At 60.0% G+C, this 20,283-nt stretch carries 12 protein-coding genes; 4 read left to right on the top strand and 8 right to left on the bottom strand.

What is annotated here, in order from left to right:
* Together C4334_RS07755 and C4334_RS07750 are read right to left on the bottom strand one after the other, a co-directional pair.
* On the bottom strand, positions 1-613 hold a 613-nt coding region (locus C4334_RS07755; RefSeq protein ID WP_352431514.1), incomplete at its 3' end, for a carboxypeptidase-like regulatory domain-containing protein.
* A 745-nt stretch (positions 614-1,358) separates the two neighbouring features.
* Positions 1,359-4,427 (bottom strand): efflux RND transporter permease subunit, encoded by a 3,069-nt coding sequence (locus C4334_RS07750; RefSeq protein WP_352431513.1) that lies wholly within the window; start codon positions 4,425-4,427, stop codon positions 1,359-1,361.
* A 262-nt stretch (positions 4,428-4,689) separates the two neighbouring features.
* Between C4334_RS07750 and C4334_RS07745 the strand changes: the two genes are divergently transcribed.
* The 3 genes from C4334_RS07745 (at position 4,690) to C4334_RS07735 (ending at position 9,613) form a co-directional block, all read left to right on the top strand.
* Complete coding sequence (locus C4334_RS07745; RefSeq protein WP_352431512.1) at positions 4,690-6,060, top strand: carbohydrate porin; 1,371 nt, start codon at positions 4,690-4,692, stop codon at positions 6,058-6,060.
* Positions 6,061-6,500: 440 nt separating this feature from the next.
* Positions 6,501-7,841: an ABC transporter ATP-binding protein gene (locus C4334_RS07740; protein WP_352431511.1), complete on the top strand. Its 1,341-nt coding sequence runs from the start codon at positions 6,501-6,503 to the stop codon at positions 7,839-7,841.
* 50 nt (positions 7,842-7,891) lie between these two features.
* The gene (locus C4334_RS07735) at positions 7,892-9,613 is read left to right on the top strand and encodes an ABC transporter permease (RefSeq protein ID WP_352431510.1); all 1,722 of its coding nucleotides are present in this window, start codon (positions 7,892-7,894) and stop codon (positions 9,611-9,613) included.
* Positions 9,614-9,910: 297 nt separating this feature from the next.
* On the opposite strand, the gene C4334_RS07730 is transcribed toward C4334_RS07735, so the two are convergent.
* From C4334_RS07730 to C4334_RS07720, 3 genes are read right to left on the bottom strand one after another with little or no spacing between them, the layout of a single operon-like run.
* Complete coding sequence (locus tag C4334_RS07730; RefSeq protein WP_352431509.1) at positions 9,911-12,754, bottom strand: TonB-dependent receptor; 2,844 nt, start codon at positions 12,752-12,754, stop codon at positions 9,911-9,913.
* A 28-nt stretch (positions 12,755-12,782) separates the two neighbouring features.
* Positions 12,783-14,171 carry a sigma-54-dependent transcriptional regulator gene (locus C4334_RS07725; protein WP_352431508.1) on the bottom strand — a complete coding sequence of 463 codons (1,389 nt, stop codon included), beginning with the start codon at positions 14,169-14,171 and terminating at the stop codon, positions 12,783-12,785.
* Positions 14,140-15,771 (bottom strand): sensor histidine kinase, encoded by a 1,632-nt coding sequence (locus C4334_RS07720; protein WP_352431507.1) that lies wholly within the window; start codon positions 15,769-15,771, stop codon positions 14,140-14,142. The genes C4334_RS07725 and C4334_RS07720 overlap by 32 nt, the downstream gene beginning before the upstream one ends.
* Between C4334_RS07720 and C4334_RS07715 the strand changes: the two genes are divergently transcribed.
* Positions 15,745-16,530, top strand: coding sequence for an MBL fold metallo-hydrolase (locus tag C4334_RS07715; protein WP_352431506.1), 786 nt, complete (start codon positions 15,745-15,747; stop codon positions 16,528-16,530). The two genes, C4334_RS07720 and C4334_RS07715, sit on opposite strands and share 27 nt — an antisense overlap.
* 15 nt (positions 16,531-16,545) lie before the next feature.
* Here the strand turns inward: C4334_RS07715 and C4334_RS07710 are convergent, their stop codons facing one another.
* From C4334_RS07710 to C4334_RS07700, 3 genes are all read right to left on the bottom strand, one after another.
* A complete protein-coding gene (locus C4334_RS07710) occupies positions 16,546-17,070 on the bottom strand; it encodes a DedA family protein (RefSeq protein WP_352431505.1) in 525 nt (174 codons plus the stop codon).
* A 351-nt stretch (positions 17,071-17,421) separates the two neighbouring features.
* Entirely contained in the window at positions 17,422-18,768 is a 1,347-nt protein-coding gene (locus C4334_RS07705; protein ID WP_352431504.1) for a DegT/DnrJ/EryC1/StrS family aminotransferase, read from the bottom strand.
* The gene (locus tag C4334_RS07700) at positions 18,765-20,204 is read right to left on the bottom strand and encodes a B12-binding domain-containing radical SAM protein (RefSeq protein WP_352431503.1); all 1,440 of its coding nucleotides are present in this window, start codon (positions 20,202-20,204) and stop codon (positions 18,765-18,767) included. The genes C4334_RS07705 and C4334_RS07700 overlap by 4 nt, the downstream gene beginning before the upstream one ends.
* Between the last annotated feature and the right edge of the window lie 79 nt (positions 20,205-20,283).

The raw sequence follows: 20,283 nt of genomic DNA, 5'->3' as shown, positions 1-20,283 counted from the left end.
TCCGGCTTGATGAGGCGAAGAAAATGCCGAAGCGCGGATCGGCGAGGTTGGCGTGAACGCCGTTGATGATCAGCGCGCCTTGTGACTCTTGTAAGCCCTTGATGCTCAGCTCCCCCTTTGGCGATCTGATGACGCCTGGCGTAAGCGGCAGGGCGGCGGTGAGCGTTTGCGCTGGAAGCGGTAAGATGCGTATCTCCTCGCGTTTGAGGAGGGCTTTTGGAATGGTGGCGCCCGCTTCCACGTCGGTTGGAAGCGTACCGCCCGCGCTCACGGTGACGTTGGCGGCGAGAGGGGCGACAGAGAGACTGATGGCGAGAGATAGCTCCTTCTCCGATTCAATGGCGACGTTTTTCCGCGTCAGTGGCGCAAAGCCCTCGCGGATGATGCGCAACGTGTAACTGCCCGGCGCGAGGTCTGTGAACGATGCATGACCTTGTTCATCGCTCATAGCTTCAGCGACCGTCTCTCGCTCGTCTGCGGTTAGCAACGAGCATCGTGCGCCAACCAACGGTTGGTCTTTTTCATCAGTGATCGTCAAGATCAGACGTGACTTCTGCGGTAGCGCCGACGCGCTCCGCTGCTTTGTGCCATCCGCCAGCAAGGGTGCTAACACAAGGAGAGTCAGGAGTAGTGGAAGTCGGAAAGCCGGTAGTGAAAAGCGGCTGAATGAGAAGTTCACGTTATACCTCCGCCGCTTGGGGAGCGGGTGTCGAACCAAACGGTCGTCGCTTGCCTTGCAGGTCGTGATGCCGAGACGAAGGGAGTATAGCGCGCTCGGCTCGCTTCGAGCAAATCTATGCTGCAGCAAGCTAGCGAGGCGATTTGCCGTAATCGGAAGTCGTCTCTCATCCGGGCGGCACCTCGTGGGAGAAATCAGCCGCCGTTCGAAGCACGCCTCGATCACAGCCCATTGGGAACGGGTCTATCCTGCGGCGAGAAGCGCTGGGATCACTTGGTCGTGCGCACACTCAGATGAACAGCACGAGTAGGGCTCAAGCGGTTCGAGATATTTTAGTTTCGTCTTGGGGCTCGCGGTCGAACAGGTCATCGATGGCGCTGGTCAGCGGACCGAATCACGGCGATGAACTCTCACAAAAGAACGCTGCTTGAAGGATGACAAGCGCCCGGTTGCAACTCCGCTTCCAAATCCCGACTCACAAGAGAACGCTGCTTGAGGGATGCCCCGAACTTCGAACGAAGGATTGAGGGATATTCCTGAAATTTAGAACAGAGTTTCTTCAAAACACTGGAGATAGGAAGTTGCATAGCGCCCGGGCAAATACATCTCGCCTTGTTGGCGCGTCGGGAAGCACGCGTTGGCGCGGGAGATGACTCTCAGCGGGTGGCCGGTCGAAGCCTCATCGACGCCCGGTCAATCGACGGTTGACCAGCAGATAAAGGGTCGGCAGGACCAGCAGAATGAGCATGGGCGCGGTAATCATTCCACCGACGACGACCCGCGCTAAGGGGCGCTGCGTTTCCGATCCGATTCCGGTCGCCATCGCCGCTGGCAGCAAGCCGATGGCCGCCGATAATGCCGTCATTAAGACGGGGCGCATGCGCAGCTCCGCTCCTTTCATGATGGCTTCTTCTAGCGTTGAGCCTTCACGGCGCAGGTCTTCGATGTATGAGATCAATATCACCCCATCGAGAACGGCGACACCGAACAGAGAGATGAAACCGACGGCGGCGGAAATGCTGAAGTTAGTTCCCGTTACAAAGAGCGAGACGACTCCGCCAACGAGGGCTAGGGGGAGGGCGCTGAGGACCAGCAATACATTACGCAAGCGGTGGAAGTGGATGTAAAGAAGCATGAGGATGATGCCCAGACTCAACGGCACGCTTACGCGCAGCCGCGCCAACGCATCCTGTAGCTCCTGGAACTCGCCGGCCCATTCGTAACGGTACCCATCAGGAAGGTGGACCTGTTGAGATATCCTCCTTTTGGCATCCGTGATGGTGCTTTGTAGATCACGGCCGCGCACGCTGAACTTTATCGGGATATATCTTTCGTTCTGTTCGCGGTAGATGAATGATGCCCCGGTATACTCGATGATCTCCGCAACATCGCGCAGAGGGATGGTTGATCCGCTGGGCGTGCTGATGGGGATCTCCGATATGGCTTTGACGGTGTTGCGATAAGGCGGCAAGAAACGCACGACGACATCGAACCGCTTCTCTCCATCGAGGACTTGAGTGACGGATTGTCCACCGATGGCGGCTTGCACAGTCCCGTTGATGTCGTTCGGTAACAGGCCGTAGCGGGCGGCGCGTTCACGATCGATGCGGATCAAGAGATTGGGTTGGCCAAGCTCGGTTAAAACGCCCAAATCGGTGATGCCGGGAACGGCCTTCATCGCTTCCGCAATCTGGCGGCTGAGTCGGTCCAACTCCTCTAGATCGCTGCCGAAGAGCTTGAGCGAGTTTTCGCCTTTCACTCCAGACATCGCCTCTTCGACGTTGTCCTCTATAGCCTGGGAGAAGTTGTAGATTACGCCGGGAAAAAGTCTTCGCAAGCGCGCTTCCAGATCGCTGATCAACCTCTCTTTGGTCATTCCAGGACGCCATTGATCGCGCGGTTTAAGATCGACGAAAAACTCGCAATTGAAATAGCTCGTCGGGTCAGTTCCGTCATCTGGGCGACCCAACTGACTGATTACAGTAGTGACCTCAGGCTCTTCTTTGAAGACTTTACGCATCTTATCGACCAACTGGCTGGCATAGCTGAAAGAGATGGTGCTCGGCATCGCTGCGCGTACCCAGAGATTGCCCTCCTCGAGCTTCGGCATGAACTCCCCGCCGAGCGAGGACAGAATCAGCAGGGCAAAACAGAGGGTGATGACCGAAAAGGAGAGCGTCAGTTTTGGATGCTTGAGAGCCTTGTTGAGCGCGCGTCCGTACACCCGACGGATACTGCGCACGATGAAAGTCTCTTTCTCGTCTCCCTCTTTGAGAAGCGCAGATGAGGCAGCGGGGGCGAAGAGGAAGGCGATCAACAGAGCGCCTGTCAAAGCCAATCCGTACGTGACCGCCATCGGACCAAAGATTTTCCCCTCCACCCCTTTCATCGTAAAAAGGGGAAGGAAAGCTGCGACTATGATTCCGGTCGAGAAGAAGATGGCCGGTCCAACTTCCCGCGCCGCTCTGGCGATAATCGAGTCCTTGTCTGACGTCGCTGCTCTCTCTTCGGCAAGATGACGGCAGATGTTTTCCACCATGACGACCGAAGCATCGACGAGAATGCCGAAGTCGATTGCTCCCATCGAGATCAGATTGGCTGAGTCGCCGCGAATCGTCATGACGATGATGGTGAACAGCAAGGTAAGGGGGATGGTCGAAGCGACGATGAGCGAAGCGCGCAGTTCGCCCAGAAAAGCGAATATGATAAGGGACACGAAGACCATCCCCGTGACGAGGGTATGGGTCACCGTCGTCGTCGTGACGTTGATCAATTTGGTCCTGTCGTAATACGGGACGATCTTCACCCCTTTGGGCAGAACTCGCGAGTTCAGTTCGCTGACCTTTTCGCGCACGCGTTCTAAAGTGGGAAGGGACATCTCGCCCGGGCGCATCAGGACGATGCCTTCAACGATATTCGAATCTTCGTCTCGCCCGACGCGACCGAGCGGGACCTTTTCTCCGATGCTCACTTCTCCCAATTGTCTAAGATAGAGCGGCGTCCCACTCTTCGCTGTGACCATCACGTTGCCGATATCTCGCTCGTTTTTGAACAGCCCTATGCCCCTTACGTTGAAGCTTTGTTGTCCGATCTCCAAGTAGTTCGCTCCAACGTTGGCGTTGCTGCTTGCGATGGCGTTGATGACCTGTGTGATCGATACTCCGTATTGAATCAACTTGCGTGGGTCGAGGTCAACGTGGAACTCCTTGGTTGGACCACCGAAACTGACAACGTCAATAACGCCGGGGACCTGTTTGAATTGTCGCTCGAGCGTCCAGTCCTGAATGACCTTCAAATCCATCAGGCTGTAGTTTCGGTCTCCGACCAATTGGTAGCGATAAATCTCCCCAATGGCTGATTCCGGAGAGAGCTGCGGTTGCACGCCCGGCGGGAGAGAAGCTTGTTGTATGCGGTTCAGCACTTCTTGGCGATCGGCCATGTAGTCGGTCCCAAAATCGAAATAGCACTTTATATCGGTGAGTCCAAAGAGCGAAATCGAACGGATGACGTTTAACCCGGGCATCCCGTTAAGCTGGGTTTCAAGAGGCAAGGTGACCTGTCTTTCCATCTCCTCGGCTGACCAGCCTGGATTCTGCGCGATGATCTCGATCGTCGGCGGCGCTGGATCTGGATAGGCTTCGATGTCCAAACGCCTGAAAGCGAACAAGCCGCCAGCGGCTAGCGCCGCGGTCAAGGCGAAGATCAAAAGCTTTTCTCTCAATGAGAACTGTGTTATCTTACCAAACATTTTTGCTTTGCAAAGACGATTGGGATTCGACGCAATGACTCGATCACTTGACTCACCCTAGCAGACGGAGGATTAAAGTTTGATTGAAACCAGATTATTTCTCCAAAATTGTCTTTTCATCTCCTTGAGTGAGGTAGAGGCTACGCCATTGGCCGCGGCGGATCAGCGTTTCGCACCTTGTCCCCATCTTTGCCGAAAGAGAGACGGTATCCGCGAATTTCAAGACCGCAATCTTTTATCAGCGCTTGCGGTGCTGTTCGGCATGATCCCAGTCTTTTGTGCGGTTTCAACCATGATTCTCGCAACGCTCCTCTGCGCGTCAACGACTTTCGCTCAGTCGCAGGATGGCCCGGGGCAAGCTGCGACGATCTTCGATCATCGGGCGGGCGGACGGTTGTGGTTGTCGGGGCAGTTGAACCTCATATTTCAGTGGCATCCTCCGTTTCGAGCGGAGTACAGCGGCGAAAACAGCTTGAATCCGCGTCGCGAGAGCGCTCTCTCGCGAGTGCTCACGCTCTACGCCGGGGCGAGGGTGGCAAAAAAGACGGAGGTCCTATTCGATCTGGAGAGCGCTGGCGGAAAGGGCATAAGTGACGCGCTGGGACTTGCGGGTTACACGAACCTAGACGTTGTACGCAACCCGACGTTGGGCGCGAAACCTTATCTCGCCCGCTTAATGGTGCGCCAAATAATTCCGCTCGGCAAAGAGCAGATTGAGGTCGAGCCCGATCAACTGCATCTTACGCCCAAGCTGCCGGTGCGCAGGCTGGAAGTGCGGGCCGGCAAATTCAGCTTGGCGGACTTCTTTGATTTAAATTCGGTCGGCAGCGATAGTCACCTGCAGTTCATGAATTGGACAGTTGATAACAACGGCGCTTATGATTATGCGGCGGATACGCGCGGTTACACCTACGGCGTTTTGGTCGAGTATCAAGACCGGCGTTGGGGAGCGCGATTCGCCGAGGCGTTGATGCCCAAGGTGGCGAACGGAATCGAGCTGGATTGGGATCTGCGGCGCGCTCGAGCCGAGAATCTGGAGATCGAACTGCGGCGCGGTTTGCTTCGGGGAAGAACCGGTGCATACAGATTGCTCGCTTTCACCAATCATGCCAACATGGGAAGCTACCGCGAGGCGATCGAAGCTTACCTCGCTGGCAAAGAGAAGCTACCGGACATCGAGGCACATCGCCGCCAAGGGCGCGTCAAGTACGGATTCGGCGCGAACTTCGAGCAGGAGGTTAACGACCGAGTGCGAATATTCGGTCGTTGGGGCTGGAACGAGGGGCGGCATGAATCATTCGCTTACACCGAAGTCAACGACACGGTGAGCCTTGGAATCGATTTGAGCGGCAAGCTTTGGCACCGCAGCGGCGACAAGATCGGAGCGGCTTGGGTGAGCAATGGCATCTCGGAAGATCATCGTCGGTATCTGGCGTTGGGCGGACGTGGATTCCTGCTCGGCGATGGGGCGCTCAATTACGGGCGCGAGAGCATCTTCGAGAGTTACTACACGATGCGCCTTTGGCGGGGCATCTTCGGCTCTTTCGATTTGCAGCACATAGTCAATCCCGGATACAACCGCGATCGTGGTCCAGCGATCGTCCCAGCACTACGTTTGCATGTCGATTTTTGAGTTGCTCGAAGGCCGCAGTTGAGCTTCCGCGTGAAAGTCGAACCGTGTGGTGGCTTTCGGTTCAGTGCGCTGAGGTCTTGGGGGCTCACGCTTGGATCGGTGGTGACTTGGCGAGTTCCTCTCTTCCGTGCTATTAGAGGGCGAGAGTTGTGCTGGTCCTCGCGAGCGAGGATCGGTCTGTAGAAGAGCCATCGTGTGAGATCGCTGGTAGAGGGAGCGATCACGAAGAGAAAGGTGGCAAAGAAAAGATCGCTGCACGGAGCGCTCGCCGATAGCGCGGAAGATCGAGCGGACCAAAGCGCACCGGGCTTGATCCCACTTGCGCGCAGGCGCGAGCAGCAAGTCGGAGGGAAGTTGACGCTCGCGTTTTCAAGCGATGATGTCGCGCAGGGCAGGTCGGCCTGTGTTGCGCGCGCGATGGGAGAGAATTCAACCGAAAGATGTCAGAGTTGGCACAAAGATTAGCACCGCAGCATCTGAGCGAGAAGCCTTTGGATGCGATCATCGAAGCGCGCGCGGTAGAAAAGTTCTACGCGCAGCCGGACGGGCGGCGCATTCAGGTGATCGCGCCGACAGATTTGACGATCTACGCCGATCAGATACTAGCGTTGCTTGGCCCATCGGGATCTGGCAAGTCAACTCTGCTCCGAATGCTCACCGGGCTTGTGGCGCCATCTGCGGGCGAGGTCTGTTGGCATGGACGACCGCTCGATGGGCAGCGACCGAACGTCGCTGTGGTCTTTCAAAGCTTCGCGCTCTTTCCGTGGTTGACCGTGCTCGAAAACGTCGAGGCGCCGCTTCGCGCGCGAGGCCTCGGGGCGATCGAGCGGCGCAAACGCGCCCTGAAGATCCTCGACACGGTTGGATTGGATGGTTTCGAGACCGCTTATCCGAAAGAGCTATCAGGCGGCATGAAGCAGCGCGTTGGGGTAGCGCGGGCGCTCGTTGTTGAACCCGAAGTGCTCTTCATGGATGAGCCTTTCTCCGCGCTCGACGTTTTGACGGCGGAGAACCTGCGCGGCGAATTGCTCGAACTTTGGTTGGAACGGAAGATACCGACGCGCGCCATCTTCATCGTGACGCACAACATCGAAGAAGCCGTGTTGCTCGCTGATCGCGTGGTTGTGCTCGGACGCAATCCGGCGCGCATTCGCGCCGATCTTCAGGTGGGATTAGGGCGACCGCGAAGTCGCAAAGCGGAGGAGTTCATCGCGTTGGTCGATTACATTTACAAGGTCCTGACGCAACCTGAGGGGACGGCGAAGATCGAGGCGCCTGCGACGGCAGAAGCGGCCAAGCCGAAGCCGGTGATGTTGCCGCACGCGCGGCCCGGCGGAATAGCAGGGTTGCTCGAGATCTTGCTCGATCGTGATGGGCGCGATGATCTTTATCATCTGGCCGATGAACTCGTCATGGAGGTCGATGACCTGTTGCCGATCGTCGAAGCGGCACATCTTCTGGGGTTGGTGCGCGTGCACGAAGGCGACATCGAGATCACGCCACAGGGTCGGGCCTTTGCCGAAGCCGACATCCTTTCGCGCAAGCGGATCTTTCGCGAGGCGGCGCTCGCGCACGTGCCTTTGCTTCGCCAAATCGAGCACGCCTTACGTGCCAAGTCCGATCACACCTTGCCGGACGATTTCTTCCACGACATACTCGATGAACATTTCTCCGAAGAAGAGGCGCAGCGTCAATTGATGACGGCGATTCACTGGGGGCGTTACGCCGAGATCTTCGATTACGACGCGCAAAGCGGGCGCATCTTTCTGACCGAACCATGAGATCGAATCATTGAGGTTCAGTGCGGCGGAGCGGTTCAATGTTGCCTTTGATGACGAGAGCGGTAGCGTTTGAGCGCTTCGGCTCCCGTTTGATCGATTTGGTGATCTTCAGCGCGCTCGTCGCGCTCGTTTACGGCATAGCGGTCGCCGCTCTTCCGTGGTTCGGTCCGGTCAGCCCGCAAGTCGAGATTTCGCTCGCGCCGCGGGCGCTGCCAGCTTACGCTGGATACTCGCTGTTGCGCATGGCGGTGGCTTACCTTTTGAGCCTGCTTTTCGCGCTCATATACGGCTACGTCGCGGCGTATCATGCGCGTGCCGAGCGCGTGATGATCCCGCTGTTGGATGTGCTGCAGTCGATCCCGGTCCTCAGTTTCTTGCCCGGCGTGATGTTGGCGATGGTCGCGCTCTTCCCGACCAGACAACTGGGCGTCGAACTCGGCTCGATCATCCTGATCTTCACTGGACAGGCGTGGAATCTAGCCTTCAGTTTCTATTCATCGCTCAAGAGCATTCCGCGCGAACTGCGCGAAGCGGCAGACATCTACCGTTTCAACCGCTGGCAGCGCTTCACGCAGCTTGAACTCCCGTATGCCGCGATCGGACTCATCTGGAACTCCATGATGTCGGTCGCCGGAGGCTGGTTCTTCCTGATGGCGTGTGAGATGTTCGTCTTAGGGCAACGTGATTTCCGCTTGCCGGGGCTGGGATCGTACTTACAAACGGCGGCGAGCGCCGGCGACACGCACGCGATCCTGTGGGGATTGGCGATGATGATCGGAATCATCGTCGTGCTTGATCAACTGCTCTGGCGTCCGCTCATCGCTTGGGCTGACAAGTTCAAGTTCGAGCAGGTTGAAAACGCGCTCGCGCCGCGCTCTGTGGTGCTTGATCTATTGCGTCGTTCGCACGCGCTCACGCAACTGAACCGTCGCCTGTTCCGCCCCATCGGCGAAGCGATACAACTGCGCTTCGCGCGGCGAGCCAGCGAGCGCTTGGCGCTGCGGTCAGCGGGACGAAGCGAGCTTGCGCGAGCGATCGAGTATTTGTGCGCGGCGCTCCTTGCGGCGCTCATCGGGTATGGCGTATGGCGCGCCGCGCGAACCTTCTCGACGCTGACAGCGGCTGAAGTTCAATTGCTCGTGCGAAGCGCTGCAGCGACCTTTTTGCGCGTCGTAGCGGCGCTGTTGATCGGCGTCGTGTGGACGGTGCCGGTCGGCGTCTGGGTCGGGCTCAGACCGGGCCTTGCGCGCGTCGCGCAACCGCTCGCGCAGATCGCCGCTTCGATTCCGGCCACAGCGCTCTTCCCGGTCCTGTTGTTGGTGCTGATTCGCTGGGGCGGCGGGATCAACGTCGGGGCCATCGCGCTGATGTTGCTCGGCACGCAATGGTATATCCTTTTCAATGTCATCGCTGGTGCGACTGCCATCCCCAACGATCTTCGGGAAGTAACGGCGCTTTTCGGCTTCGGTCTGCTGGATCGATGGCGGTCGTTGATCTTGCCGGCGATCTTCCCCTATTTGGTGACGGGCCTAGTAACGGCAGCGGGCGGGGCATGGAACGCGAGCATCGTCGCCGAGTATTTCAATTTCAAGGGGGAGACGTTGATCGCGACCGGGCTCGGCGCTACCATCAGTCGTGCGACCGATGAAGGCAACCTCAATCTTCTTCTCGCCTCGACATTGACGATGATCTTGATAGTCGTTTTGATCAACCGTTTGGTTTGGCGTCGGCTCTACCGACTGGCCGCCACTAGGTTTAAGCTGGAAACCTGATGCCGCAGGCGGTAACTGGCGAGGCATTCGGTTGGCGACGCCAGTGGGATTCAAGCTGGAAACCTGATCTGCTGTTCCAAATATTCCAAAAGCGCTCGATCGTAAGCCCTTTCTCCTTTACCTTGCCGAACTCCATGAAGCATCTTAGCTGATCCTAGAGCCTCTGTTATCGCTAGCTGCGCCCTTGTTTCTGCGCTCAAAGCCATCAGATTCAAGCCGGAGAATCGAGCGCGGTCGAACTCCGCTCGGCATTTCGCATGAGGTTGAAGGGCGCGAAGGCCGTAAACCGTTCCAGTGTTAGAACTCTAGATCGAGCGATAGGCGGATCTGGCGCGGCGCGGCGAAGAGCGCTGGCGACGCGAAGCTCGGCAACGGGCGTGCGCCGGAGCCGTAATAGGGATTGAGCGCGAGCGCGTTCGGATGATTGAAAAGGTTGAAGAACTCTGCTGCGAGGTCAAAGCGGCGCGTCGGACCAAAAGGGAAATAGCGGATGAGGCGTAGATCCACATTGAAGTTAGCGGGCGTGCGCAGCGAGTTGCGTCGCGCTTGCAGCGGGCGCGAGCGCGGCGGAAAAGCGCGGCTCCGTTCTTCGTCGCTTCCGGTCAGTGGATCAATGGGACGCCCGCTGTTGAACGTCACGATGGGTGCGACTTCAACGTGTTCGAAGGCTTTCATCGGCCAAGCGCTCTTTCGCCCTTCGGCCAGCGGCAGATCGAAGAGAGCGCTCACGGCGAGGCGTTGGCGCAAGTCTTCGCGCGAGCTGGCCCATTCGCTTCTCAAATCGAAGGGGTTGGGCGGTTGCTCATCGAAGTCCGAGGCGTCGTCCTTTGCGCGCGCGAGGGTGTAGGAGACCAGACATGCGAACTCGCGGCTGAACCTGTGGTCGAGCGCCAGCGTCAAGCCGTGGTAACGCGAGTTCGCGCTATTTTCGAGTTGATAGATGGCATCATAACGCGGATCGAGGCGCGCGCGGCTGAACACTGGGCGCCCGACCAGTTGTGGAGTGGGAACGATCGTTTCGGACAGCGCTGCCGCATCGAAGATCGCGGGCGGCAGAAGGTTCACGTTGCGCGTTCGCGGCAGGTGAAGTCCGCGGACGAACAAGTAGTCGGCGCGCAGAGTTGTGTCCGCCGCGATCAGGCGTTCGAAGCCGAAGCCAGTTTGCAGGCTGTAAGGCATGGCGGCGCGTGGATCGGGACGATAGACGGATGGTGCGACTTCGGGGAAGGGAACGGTCGCTCGGGAAAATCCTAGCGCACGATAGATGCGTGCGGCGACGAGATCCTCGGCGATCTGGACAAAGGCGCGTCGGCCATCCAGTTGCAACGCGCGATTCGCAAAGGCGAGCGGCAATCGATCGCGAAAGACTCCGATGCTAGCCCTCGCGAGCAAGCGATCCGAGAAGCTCCAGACCAGACCGAAGCGTGGGCTGAAGCCATCGCGTTCGGTGTGAAAAGGCCTCGGCAGCTCTTCGAGATCATAACGCACGCCTAAGTTGAGAGCGAGATGCGCGCTGGCGCGCCATCGGTCCAGCGCGAAAGCGCCGAAGCTTACGACATTCATCTCGGTATGCGGATCGCCGAACGCCTGACGCCAGAGAGCAGGGCGCCCGGCGATCAGATCATCGAGCGTGCGAAAGATGAAATAGCCGCCAAAACCATCATCCAGCGCGCTTCGCAGCGAAACGCGGTTGACGCTTGCGCCCGCCTTCCATTCGTGGAGCGAGCGCTCGATGGTGATCGTCTCGATCATCTGTTGCCGATCTTCGCGACGATCGCCGAGCAGACCGAGAGGCCGTCCGGCGCGCACCAAGCCGACGATTTCAAAGCCTGTGCCGCGCGCGCCCTCGGCGACCGAGACGCGCCGCCGACTCCATTGCAGTCGAAGCTCGTTGGCGAGCGAAGCTGACAGAGTCGAGACCAGATTCGCCGTCGCTTGGTGGTCCAGCGTCGAACGATCGCCGCGCGCCGTCGGATCGATGGGGAGATCGGTGTTGAGTCTAGCGGCAAGCGCCGAGTCGAAGGTGTAAGCGTAACGAAGGTGGAGCGTGTGGCGCGAGCCGAGGATCCAAGTCAGCTTGCCGGCGGCTTCGGTTTCGCGTCTCCCAGTCGAGAAGCGGTCTCTGACCGGCGGACTCTTCGCCGTGAATCGAACGGCGCCGAGCGTCGCGCGCAGCATCGGGGCGACGTCCGACAGCTCCTCGCTGGCGAGATGTTCTTGCTCGGCGGCCACGTAAAAGAAGAGGCGATCACGGACTACGGGGCCGCCCAGCGAGAAGCCCGGCTGAAGGCGACGAAAGCGCGGTCGCGCGTCGCTTTCGATGAACGGTTCGCGCGCGTTTAGGCGCTCGTGTTGTAGAAAGGCGAACAGATCTCCGTGAAACTGATTCGTCCCCGTTTTCGTCACGACGTTGATGCTGCCTCCGGCGAAGCCGCCGAACTCAGCCGAGACGCCGTTGTTGATCACTTGGAACTCGCGCACGATCTCCGGCGACAACCCGACGCGCGCTTCGCCGGTCGTTTCGTCTGTATTGTCTAATCCGTCGATCGAGATGGCATTGCTTTGCGGTCGCAGACCACCGAAGCTGAAACCGCTATTGAACGTGCCCGCTGTCGGCGAAGCTGGTCCGACTCCCGGTGCGAGCAGAACGAATTGCAGGTAGTTGCGATCGTTGACGGGAAGCTCCTCGATCTGTTCGGGCTCGATCGTGGTCGCTGCGGCCGTTTGCGTCGGATCGAGCGGCGAGCCGCGTTCCGTGACGGTGACCTCGGCGTTGATCGCGCGCGGTTGCAAGACAAGGTCGAGGCGCGTCGCGCTGCCGACGTGCAGCGCGAGCGCGCGATTGACGTATAGCGCGAAACCTTCGGCTTCGACGCGGACCTCGAATTCCCCGACCGGCAGCGACGAGAACCTGTAGTTGCCCTCGGCGTCGCTGAACGCGCTTCGCTCTTGACCGGTTGGAAGATGGCGCACGGTGATGCGCGCGTTGGCGATCGGCGCGCCGGTCTGTTCGCGGACGCTGCCGATGAGCGAAGCTTGCGTCGCCGAGATCTGCCACGCTGAAGCTGGTCTGGTCCAGAAGATCACGGATGAACAGAGCGCGATGAACGCGACGGCGAAGAACTTTCCTTGTGATTTCATCGAAGATCCTCAACTAACGCTGAACGCGCTATGATCCTAGTTCGAGTCGGTGGCGCGCGGCCATGCGGTAGAGCGTTTTGCGATTAATGCGCAGGATCTCAGCCGCGCGTTTGCGATTGCCTCCAGTCGCTTCGAGCACGTAGAGCAGATATCTTCTCTCCATCTCCGCCAAAGAGGGTAGATCAGCGAAGAGCGCCGTTAGCTTGTCGGCCGTGTCTGTCGAGGGTTGGCTCGGCGCTGACGTTGGAGCGCTGATTCTCGGCGGCAGATCTTCCACCGTGATCGTCCCATCACGATCAAGCGTGACAGCGCGTTCGATCGTGTTCTCCAGCTCGCGCACGTTCCCCGGCCAGACGTAGCGAAGGAGACAGTCGAGCGCAGGCGGCGCGATGGTCGGCACGCACCGTCCGGGCGGCGTGTGTTTGCGCAAGAAATGGGTGACGAGCAGCGGGATGTCTTCGCGTCGTTGGCGCAAAGGGGGCAGCGCGATCTGGATGACGTTGAGCCGAAAGAAGAGGTCGTGACGAAACGCGCCGCGTTCAACCAACTCTTCGAGATCGCGATTGGAAGCGGCGATGATGCGCGCATTGACGCGCACGGGGGCGCTGCCGCCGACCGGGATCACCTCGCGTTCCTGGAGCACGCGCAGGAGTTTGACTTGTAGGTTTGGACTCATCTCGCTCACTTCATCGAGAAAGACCGTTCCGTGTCCGGCTAATTCGAAGATGCCCCGCTTGTTGCTGATCGCGCCGGTGAAGGCGCCCTTGACGTGTCCGAAGAGCTCCGACTCGAGCAGCGTTTCGGTCAGGGCACCGCAGTTGACCGGAACGAACGGTTGATCGCGGCGCGCGCTGTGGGTGTGGATGGCGCGCGCGACCAGTTCTTTGCCCGTGCCCGACTCGCCCGTGATCAGTACGGCCGTCGGCGCATCCGAGACCCGGGCGATCAGTTTGTAGACCTCAAGCATGGTCGGCGTGCGTCCGACCAGCTCGCTCGGCGATTCGCTTTCGCCGGCTTCTTCGGCGCGCGCGACGCCGCTCGCGCGGCGCATGTCGAGGGCGCGTCGCACGGTCGCCACCAAGGCATCGATGTCGAAGGGTTTGCTGACGTAGTCGAACGCGCCATCTTTAACGGCGCGAATAGCGGTTTCAATCGAACCGAACGCGGTCATCAAAATCACTGGGAGCGATGGGTGATCGCGTCGCAGGTGGTCGAGCAGCATCAACCCGTCGAGGCGCGTCTTCATGCGAATATCGCTGACGAGCACGTCGGGGCGAAACTCCTCGACCGCCCGAAGCGCCTCTTCGCCGCTTTGCGCAAAGAGCGTGGCGAAGCCCTCGCGCGCGAAGACTTCGCACAAAAGATCACAGGTCACGGGATCGTCGTCAACGACGATGATGCGTGGAGGATGCGACATCGGCATTGATCTCCTCTGAGTCGTCGTCGGCAGGCGCATCGGCGGCGGGCAGCGTGAGGCGGAAGATCGCGCCGCGTCCGGCGTGCGGGACGGCTTCGATCTGCCCGCCGTGCTCACGCATGATTTCGCGCGCGATCGCCAGTCCGAAACCGCTGCCTGACGGTTTAGTCGTCCACATCGGTTCGAATAGATGATCGAAATCTTCGGGGGCGATGCCCATTCCCGTATCGCGGAAGAGGATCTCGACCGTTTTCCGGTCGGCAGAAGACGAGGTCGTGATCTCCAACTGTCCGCCGTCCGGCATGGCGTCGATGCTGTTGTTGACTAAATTGAGAAAGACTTGGCGGAAAGCGTCTCTGTCAAGCTGCACGCAAGGGAGGCGGGGGGCAAGCGTCGTACTGGTTGCGATGCGGTGTTCGTCAAGCGTCGGTTTGACCAACCACAAAAGGTCGCGGATGAGAGCGTTCAAATCAGTGGGGCGCAACACCGAACGGGGGCGGTGAGCGCGTGCCAGCAACTTTCTGACGATGCCGACGATGAAGTCGAGTTGCGTTTGGATGATCTGAAAACGGCGTTCGGTCTCCGCGTTTTGTGGCACAGCGCGAGCGAGAAGCTTCAAGTGGCCGGAGATGGCATTGAGCGGCGTGCCGATCTCGTGGGCAAGCGAAGCGGCGATCTGCCCGACCACGGCCAAACGCTCCGACTGGGCAAGCTGTTGCTGCATTCTGAGCAGTTGCTCGTTGGCCAGTCGAGCTTGCTGCGTGGCGCGTTCGACCTCTTGGCGAAGCCGTTCGTTGAACCCGCTGATCTGTGCGAGCAAACGCTCGCGTTCGCGGTGGCGTTCGCTGATCTCATCCATGAGCGAATTGAAGCTGCGCGCGATTTCGCCCAGTTCGTCTTCGCGCCGAATGCGCGCGCGCGCGGCGAGATCTCCGCTGCGAGCCAGCGCCATCGCTTGCATGATGTCGCGTGCCGGGCGTCGGAAGAAGAGAGCGAACAACGCATAGAAGAGGGCTACCGATGTCAACACGGCTCCGGTTAACACGAAGGCGTGCTGGCGCTGCAGGCGGGCGACGAACTCGCTTTGCGAACTTTTGGTGACGAGCGCGCTGATGTAACCATTGTCTTTCGGATCATCGCGGTCATTGATGGCGACCGTGATCTCCCAGTGGCGCACGCCGTTGCGTTCGGTTTCGCGCGAGAAGACCTCCGGCAGCGGGTGGTCCAACTCGCCGAATTCGTTGTCCGGCGCGCTCGCGTCGAGCACGGGCAAGCGCGTCCCATTCGGCGCCGTGGTCGCGACGAGCTGCAGCCCTTGGGCTGTTCGCTGGTAGACATCCAGCTGTTTGAAATCGCGGCGCGAACTGAGGATCAACTGCATCTCCTGCTGTAGGTCGGCGGGCGTGCTGAAGTAGTCATGCGTCGCCGTCCGTTTGGCGAGCGTGATCACTTGACTGATGGCGTTGTTGTAGCGGTAATCTTCCACGAGCGCGCTTGTAATCAAGCCGTGCAAGTAGGAGGAGATGAGCAAGATGAGCGTCATCGTGCTCGCCGCCAACAGAAGGAGCTTCCATTGAAAATTGAACCGCAAGCGCATCATCACAATTCCGATGAATCAACTGAAGGCTCGGCGAGGTGGCGAGTCGAGGTGCTCGTCGCGGGCGATCCCGTGCGGGCCAGCGTCGTTTTGGCGCGTCGCCGCCCACGCGAGGTCGCGCTGTTCGATACCGGGCTGGCGTTGCACGAAGTTTCGCTCCGCGCCGCACTCGCCGCGCGCGGTCTTGCGCCAGAAGATGTCAGCATGGTCTTCAACACACACGCGCACGTCGATCACTCGCACAACAACTCGCTTTTTGCGCGGGCGCGCATCTATTGCTCGGCGCGTGACCGACAATGGACGCGCGCGCTGCATGCCGCGCTGAGCGCGACCAACGAGGCCGACGCGCCGGAACTGTTGCGATTTTACCCCGATCTCGCTTCCGGCGCCTACGATCCGAAGATCGTGCGCAAGATGTTCGAGATCGAGCGCCTGCTGTGGGATGATGCGCGTCTTGGAGACGACCGCCAGTGCGCTTGGTTGGAAGAAGCGTCACTGCCCACTGGCATTCACGCGATCGCGACTCCGGGCCATGTCCCTTTTCACACCTCGTTCATCATCGATGCTGACCCTTTTCCGGTTCTCGTCGCCGGCGATGCGCTTCTCATGCGCGATGAGGCCGACGCCGTTTTGCAGTTAATGCCGCCGCACGATCCGGTCGCCTACCATCGCTCGCAGCTTTGGGTGCTCTCCTTTCACGGCCTGATCGTGCCCGGCCACGACGCTCCGTTTATGAACCCCTTCGCCACCGAACGGCCATGATCATCTCTTGATCTTTCAACGGACCAAGTGGGCTCCCAGCTGGTAGCTCACCGCGACCCAAAAACTGGCCCAGGCTAGTGCGCTGAGCAGATTGAGCGCGCTGTACTTGAGCGGGTTCATCCCGGCGGTGGCGCAGACGAGCGGAATCGTGATGCGCAACCCGGCCGCGAAGCGCGAGAGCAGCACCGTCCAGACGCCGTGACGCGCCACCAGCGCACGCACGCGCGGCAGCCAGCGGCGCAGGCGGGCAGACCGTTCGACGAGGCGTGCGGCGCGATCGTGCGCGAGGTAGAAATAGACCTGATCGCCCGCCGCTCCGCCGAGCGCTGCTGCTATGATGGTCCAGCGCCAATCCAAGTAGCCTGCGCCGCAGAGCGCGCCAGCGATGATCAGCAGCCCTTCGCCTTCCCAAAAAGCGGCGAACGCGATGGCCAAATAGCCGTAACGCGAGAAAAGGCGGATCAATGAATCTTGATCGGAACTGGCAAGCAGCTCACTGCAGAATCGCGCGAGCGTCGTTTGTGCGAAATCGTAAAGCATCGTCAGCGAAAACGAGCAGCGGTTTGCTGCCGAGGGTTGATCTTCGTCACGGCAAAGCTCGCCCGCTGGGCAGCGGAGATGCTCGCCTGTTTTTGAGCCGCCGCTCGAGGCGCGAAGCCATTCGCCGTCTCAGCGTTCATTCTCTACGGACGAGGGTTTCCGCGCCGCTTCGTGTCTTAGGTCTTTGCCGAAACCCGACTCTTTTCGGCAGGTCCGCTCGCACGTCCGTCTCCCTTCTTCGTCATCGTTTCGGTGGCGGGCGCGGCTCGACCTTCGATTCGGCGCTCTGCTGATCTCCCTGAAACGTCGAGTCATGTTCCGATCCCTCGTCTCGGTGCGATGGCGTATAGCTCACTTCAGCGAAGCGTTCGCGCGCGTTCGGTCGAGCGCGGCACCGCTGCGTTGCGCGCGGTGTGCGAGGTTCGATGCCGAGAGGATTTCTTGACTGAGTTCTGGCAGATCGGCGGTGACCTCGCAAAGGACGCGCAGAACGCGTTCGACGTCTTCATCGTGCAAGCGCGCATAGACCGGCAATTGCAGTGCGCGCGTGGTCTGTCGCGCTCCCGGGCAGTCGGCGGCGAACTCGGCGAACAACGGGAGTTCGGAGCAGAGATCGACGTGCGTCGTTTCGCAATCTATGGCGCGCCGGATCATGCGGCGTGCCGTGCGCGCCGGATCTGAGACGTAGATCGAATATTGGTAGTAGACGTGTTCAGCGTCGGCGATCACTGCGGGCGCGCGCACTTGACGGTGGTTCGCCAGCGCGCGCGTGTAGCGTTCGGCGTGCGCTCGCGTGCGCGCGTTGGCGTCATCGAGCTGGGCCAGTGCGCGCAGCCCCAGCATGGCCTGCGCGTTCGTGTAACGTCGGTGGTAGGCGGCGGGAAACGGCGCGAGCGGGCGAATCTTCTCCCAGACGAACCGCGATAGATCGTAATGGCCAAAGAGTGAGACGGCTGCTTGCAGCGGAAAACCCCAGAGCGCATAACCGCGCGGGCTGATGGCGCAGCGCGCCAAGTATCCGAGCGCGAACCGTCGGGCCAGTTCGCTCGTTGAGGGTGGCGGCTCAGCCTCGACCTGCGCGCGAATGCGCGCGGCGAGAGCGGCGTCGTCCGTAATGGCCATACCGCCGCCGTAGGTGTTGATCCCTTTGAGCATCTGGAAGCTGAAGAAGGCTGCCGTGCCGAACGTGCCGACGAGCCGTCCGCGATAACGCGCGCCGACCGCTTGCGCACAATCTTCGATGACCGCAAGATCGTACTTTTCCGCAAGGCGCAAGATCGGTTCCATCTGGCATGGCTGGCCGTACAGGTGTGTGGGTAAGATGGCACGCGTTCGGCAGGTGATCGCCGCTTCGATCTTCTCCGGCGCGATGTTGAAGGTTCGCGCGTCGACATCGACGAAGACCGGTCGCAGCCCGGCGCGCCGCACCATTTCGGGGACGACCCAGAAGGTCAGCGCTGGCACGATGACTTCGCTGCCAGGTGCCAGATCGAGCGCCCGCAGGATGTAGTAGCAGGCCATGCGCCCGTAAGAGGTCGCCACGGCATGCGCCACTGCATGATAGGCGGCAAAGCGCGCTTCGAATTCGCCGATGGCCGGACCGGAGATGGCCGCGCCGCGGCGGAAAGCTTCGATCACGACGCGCTCGTCGCCGGGTACCGAACGGATGCCATAACGGGCAATGGCACGCAGCTTCATGCCGTCATCCTCCGCGACGCATCGAGATCAACCGGTTCTTGTGCAGGAGCCGCTCCTTCTTGCATCCATCGGCGGTCGAAATGATCATACGCGCGCCAAGCCAGATCGTCCAAGGTCTGCACAGGGCGCGTATGCGTCAACGCATGCCACCCGAACAGGTTGAACAGCTGCGAAGGCCGACCGTAAAAGCGCGAGTAAGCCATGCCGAGCAACAGACGCGCGCGCTGTGGCGACAGTTGCGGATGGGTGAAGGTGAGCGTGTAGCCATCGAATTTCTCCCAGTCGCGCTCGAAGATGAGCGGTCGCAGTTGTTTGAAGAGCGGCGTGCCGGGATACGGAGTGAGGATTTTGAAATTGGCATAAGCTGTGTCGAGGTCGCACGCGAACCGGATCGTTTCGCGGATGCTCTCTTCGGTGTCCTGCAAGAAGCCGAAGACGTAGAAGGCGGTGGTTTTGATGCCGCGTTGCCAGCACAGCGTGACCATGCGTCGGATGTGCTCCGGCGGAATATAGCGCCGACCGACGCGCTTGAGCACGTGCGGGTCTGGCGACTCGACGCCGAAGGATATGCCGCGTAGTCCCGCGGCGTGAAGAGACGCGATGAGTTCTTCATCGAGATCGTCCATGCGCGTCTCACATTCGAAAGAGCAAGAGAGCGAGCGCCGTTGCATCTCGTCGGCTAGTTGTAGGCAGCGTTGGCGGTCGAGCGTGAAGATCGGGTCGCGGATGACGATGTGCGGGCGGTGAAAGAGCGCGCAAATCTCCTCCATCTCGGCGACGACCGAGCTTACTGAACGCGCGCGGAATTTCGCTGTGATGCGATGCGGGCAGTAGGTGCAATGCTCTGGGCAACTGCGGCTCGTGAGCATCGGGACGGCGCGCGCCAACCCCATGCGTCGGCGGTTGGTGTAACCGAGCTTCGGCACTTCCACCAAATCCCATCGAGGGAAGGGCAACGAATCCAAGTCCTCGATCGCCGGACTCTGGACCAGTCCGCGCAGCTCTTCTCCACGCGCCAGCCGTTCGGCTGCAGCTTCGGGTTCGCCGATGATGACGAAATCGGCGATGTCGGCGAACAATTCCGGCATGAAGGTCGCGGGCGTGCCGAAGAAGCCAACCCGCATGCCGCGCGCGCGCGCGCGCGCAGCCCATTCGCGCTCGTGTTTGTAATCGACGAGCGAGGTGAGCACGAGCGCAAGATCGCCGGCGGTTGGTTCGCCGCGCGTCACGACGACGCGATGCCCATAACGGGCGAAGATGGCGGCGAGGTATCCAACGTGCGGGCTTGGAAGGCGCTGAAAAGCGCGCCGCACGCAGACGATCATGCGCGTGTAAAAAGAGTCGGCGTAGAATCGCGAACCGTAACCGCCCGCGATGGTGTCTTTGTTGACGTAACCACCCTTGGCTTCAAGATCAGCGATGACGACGGTGAACATTTTCGATCATCCTCTCCGATTGGAATTTCAACGGCCCACCGATCGCTTATTCGTTGGGCGATGTTGCGGCGAAAGCAGC

This window comes from Pyrinomonas sp. (assembly GCF_040289685.1).
In the GTDB taxonomy this organism is placed as follows: domain Bacteria; phylum Acidobacteriota; class Blastocatellia; order Pyrinomonadales; family Pyrinomonadaceae; genus Pyrinomonas.
This window is presented reverse-complemented; position numbering and strand designations above follow the sequence as displayed.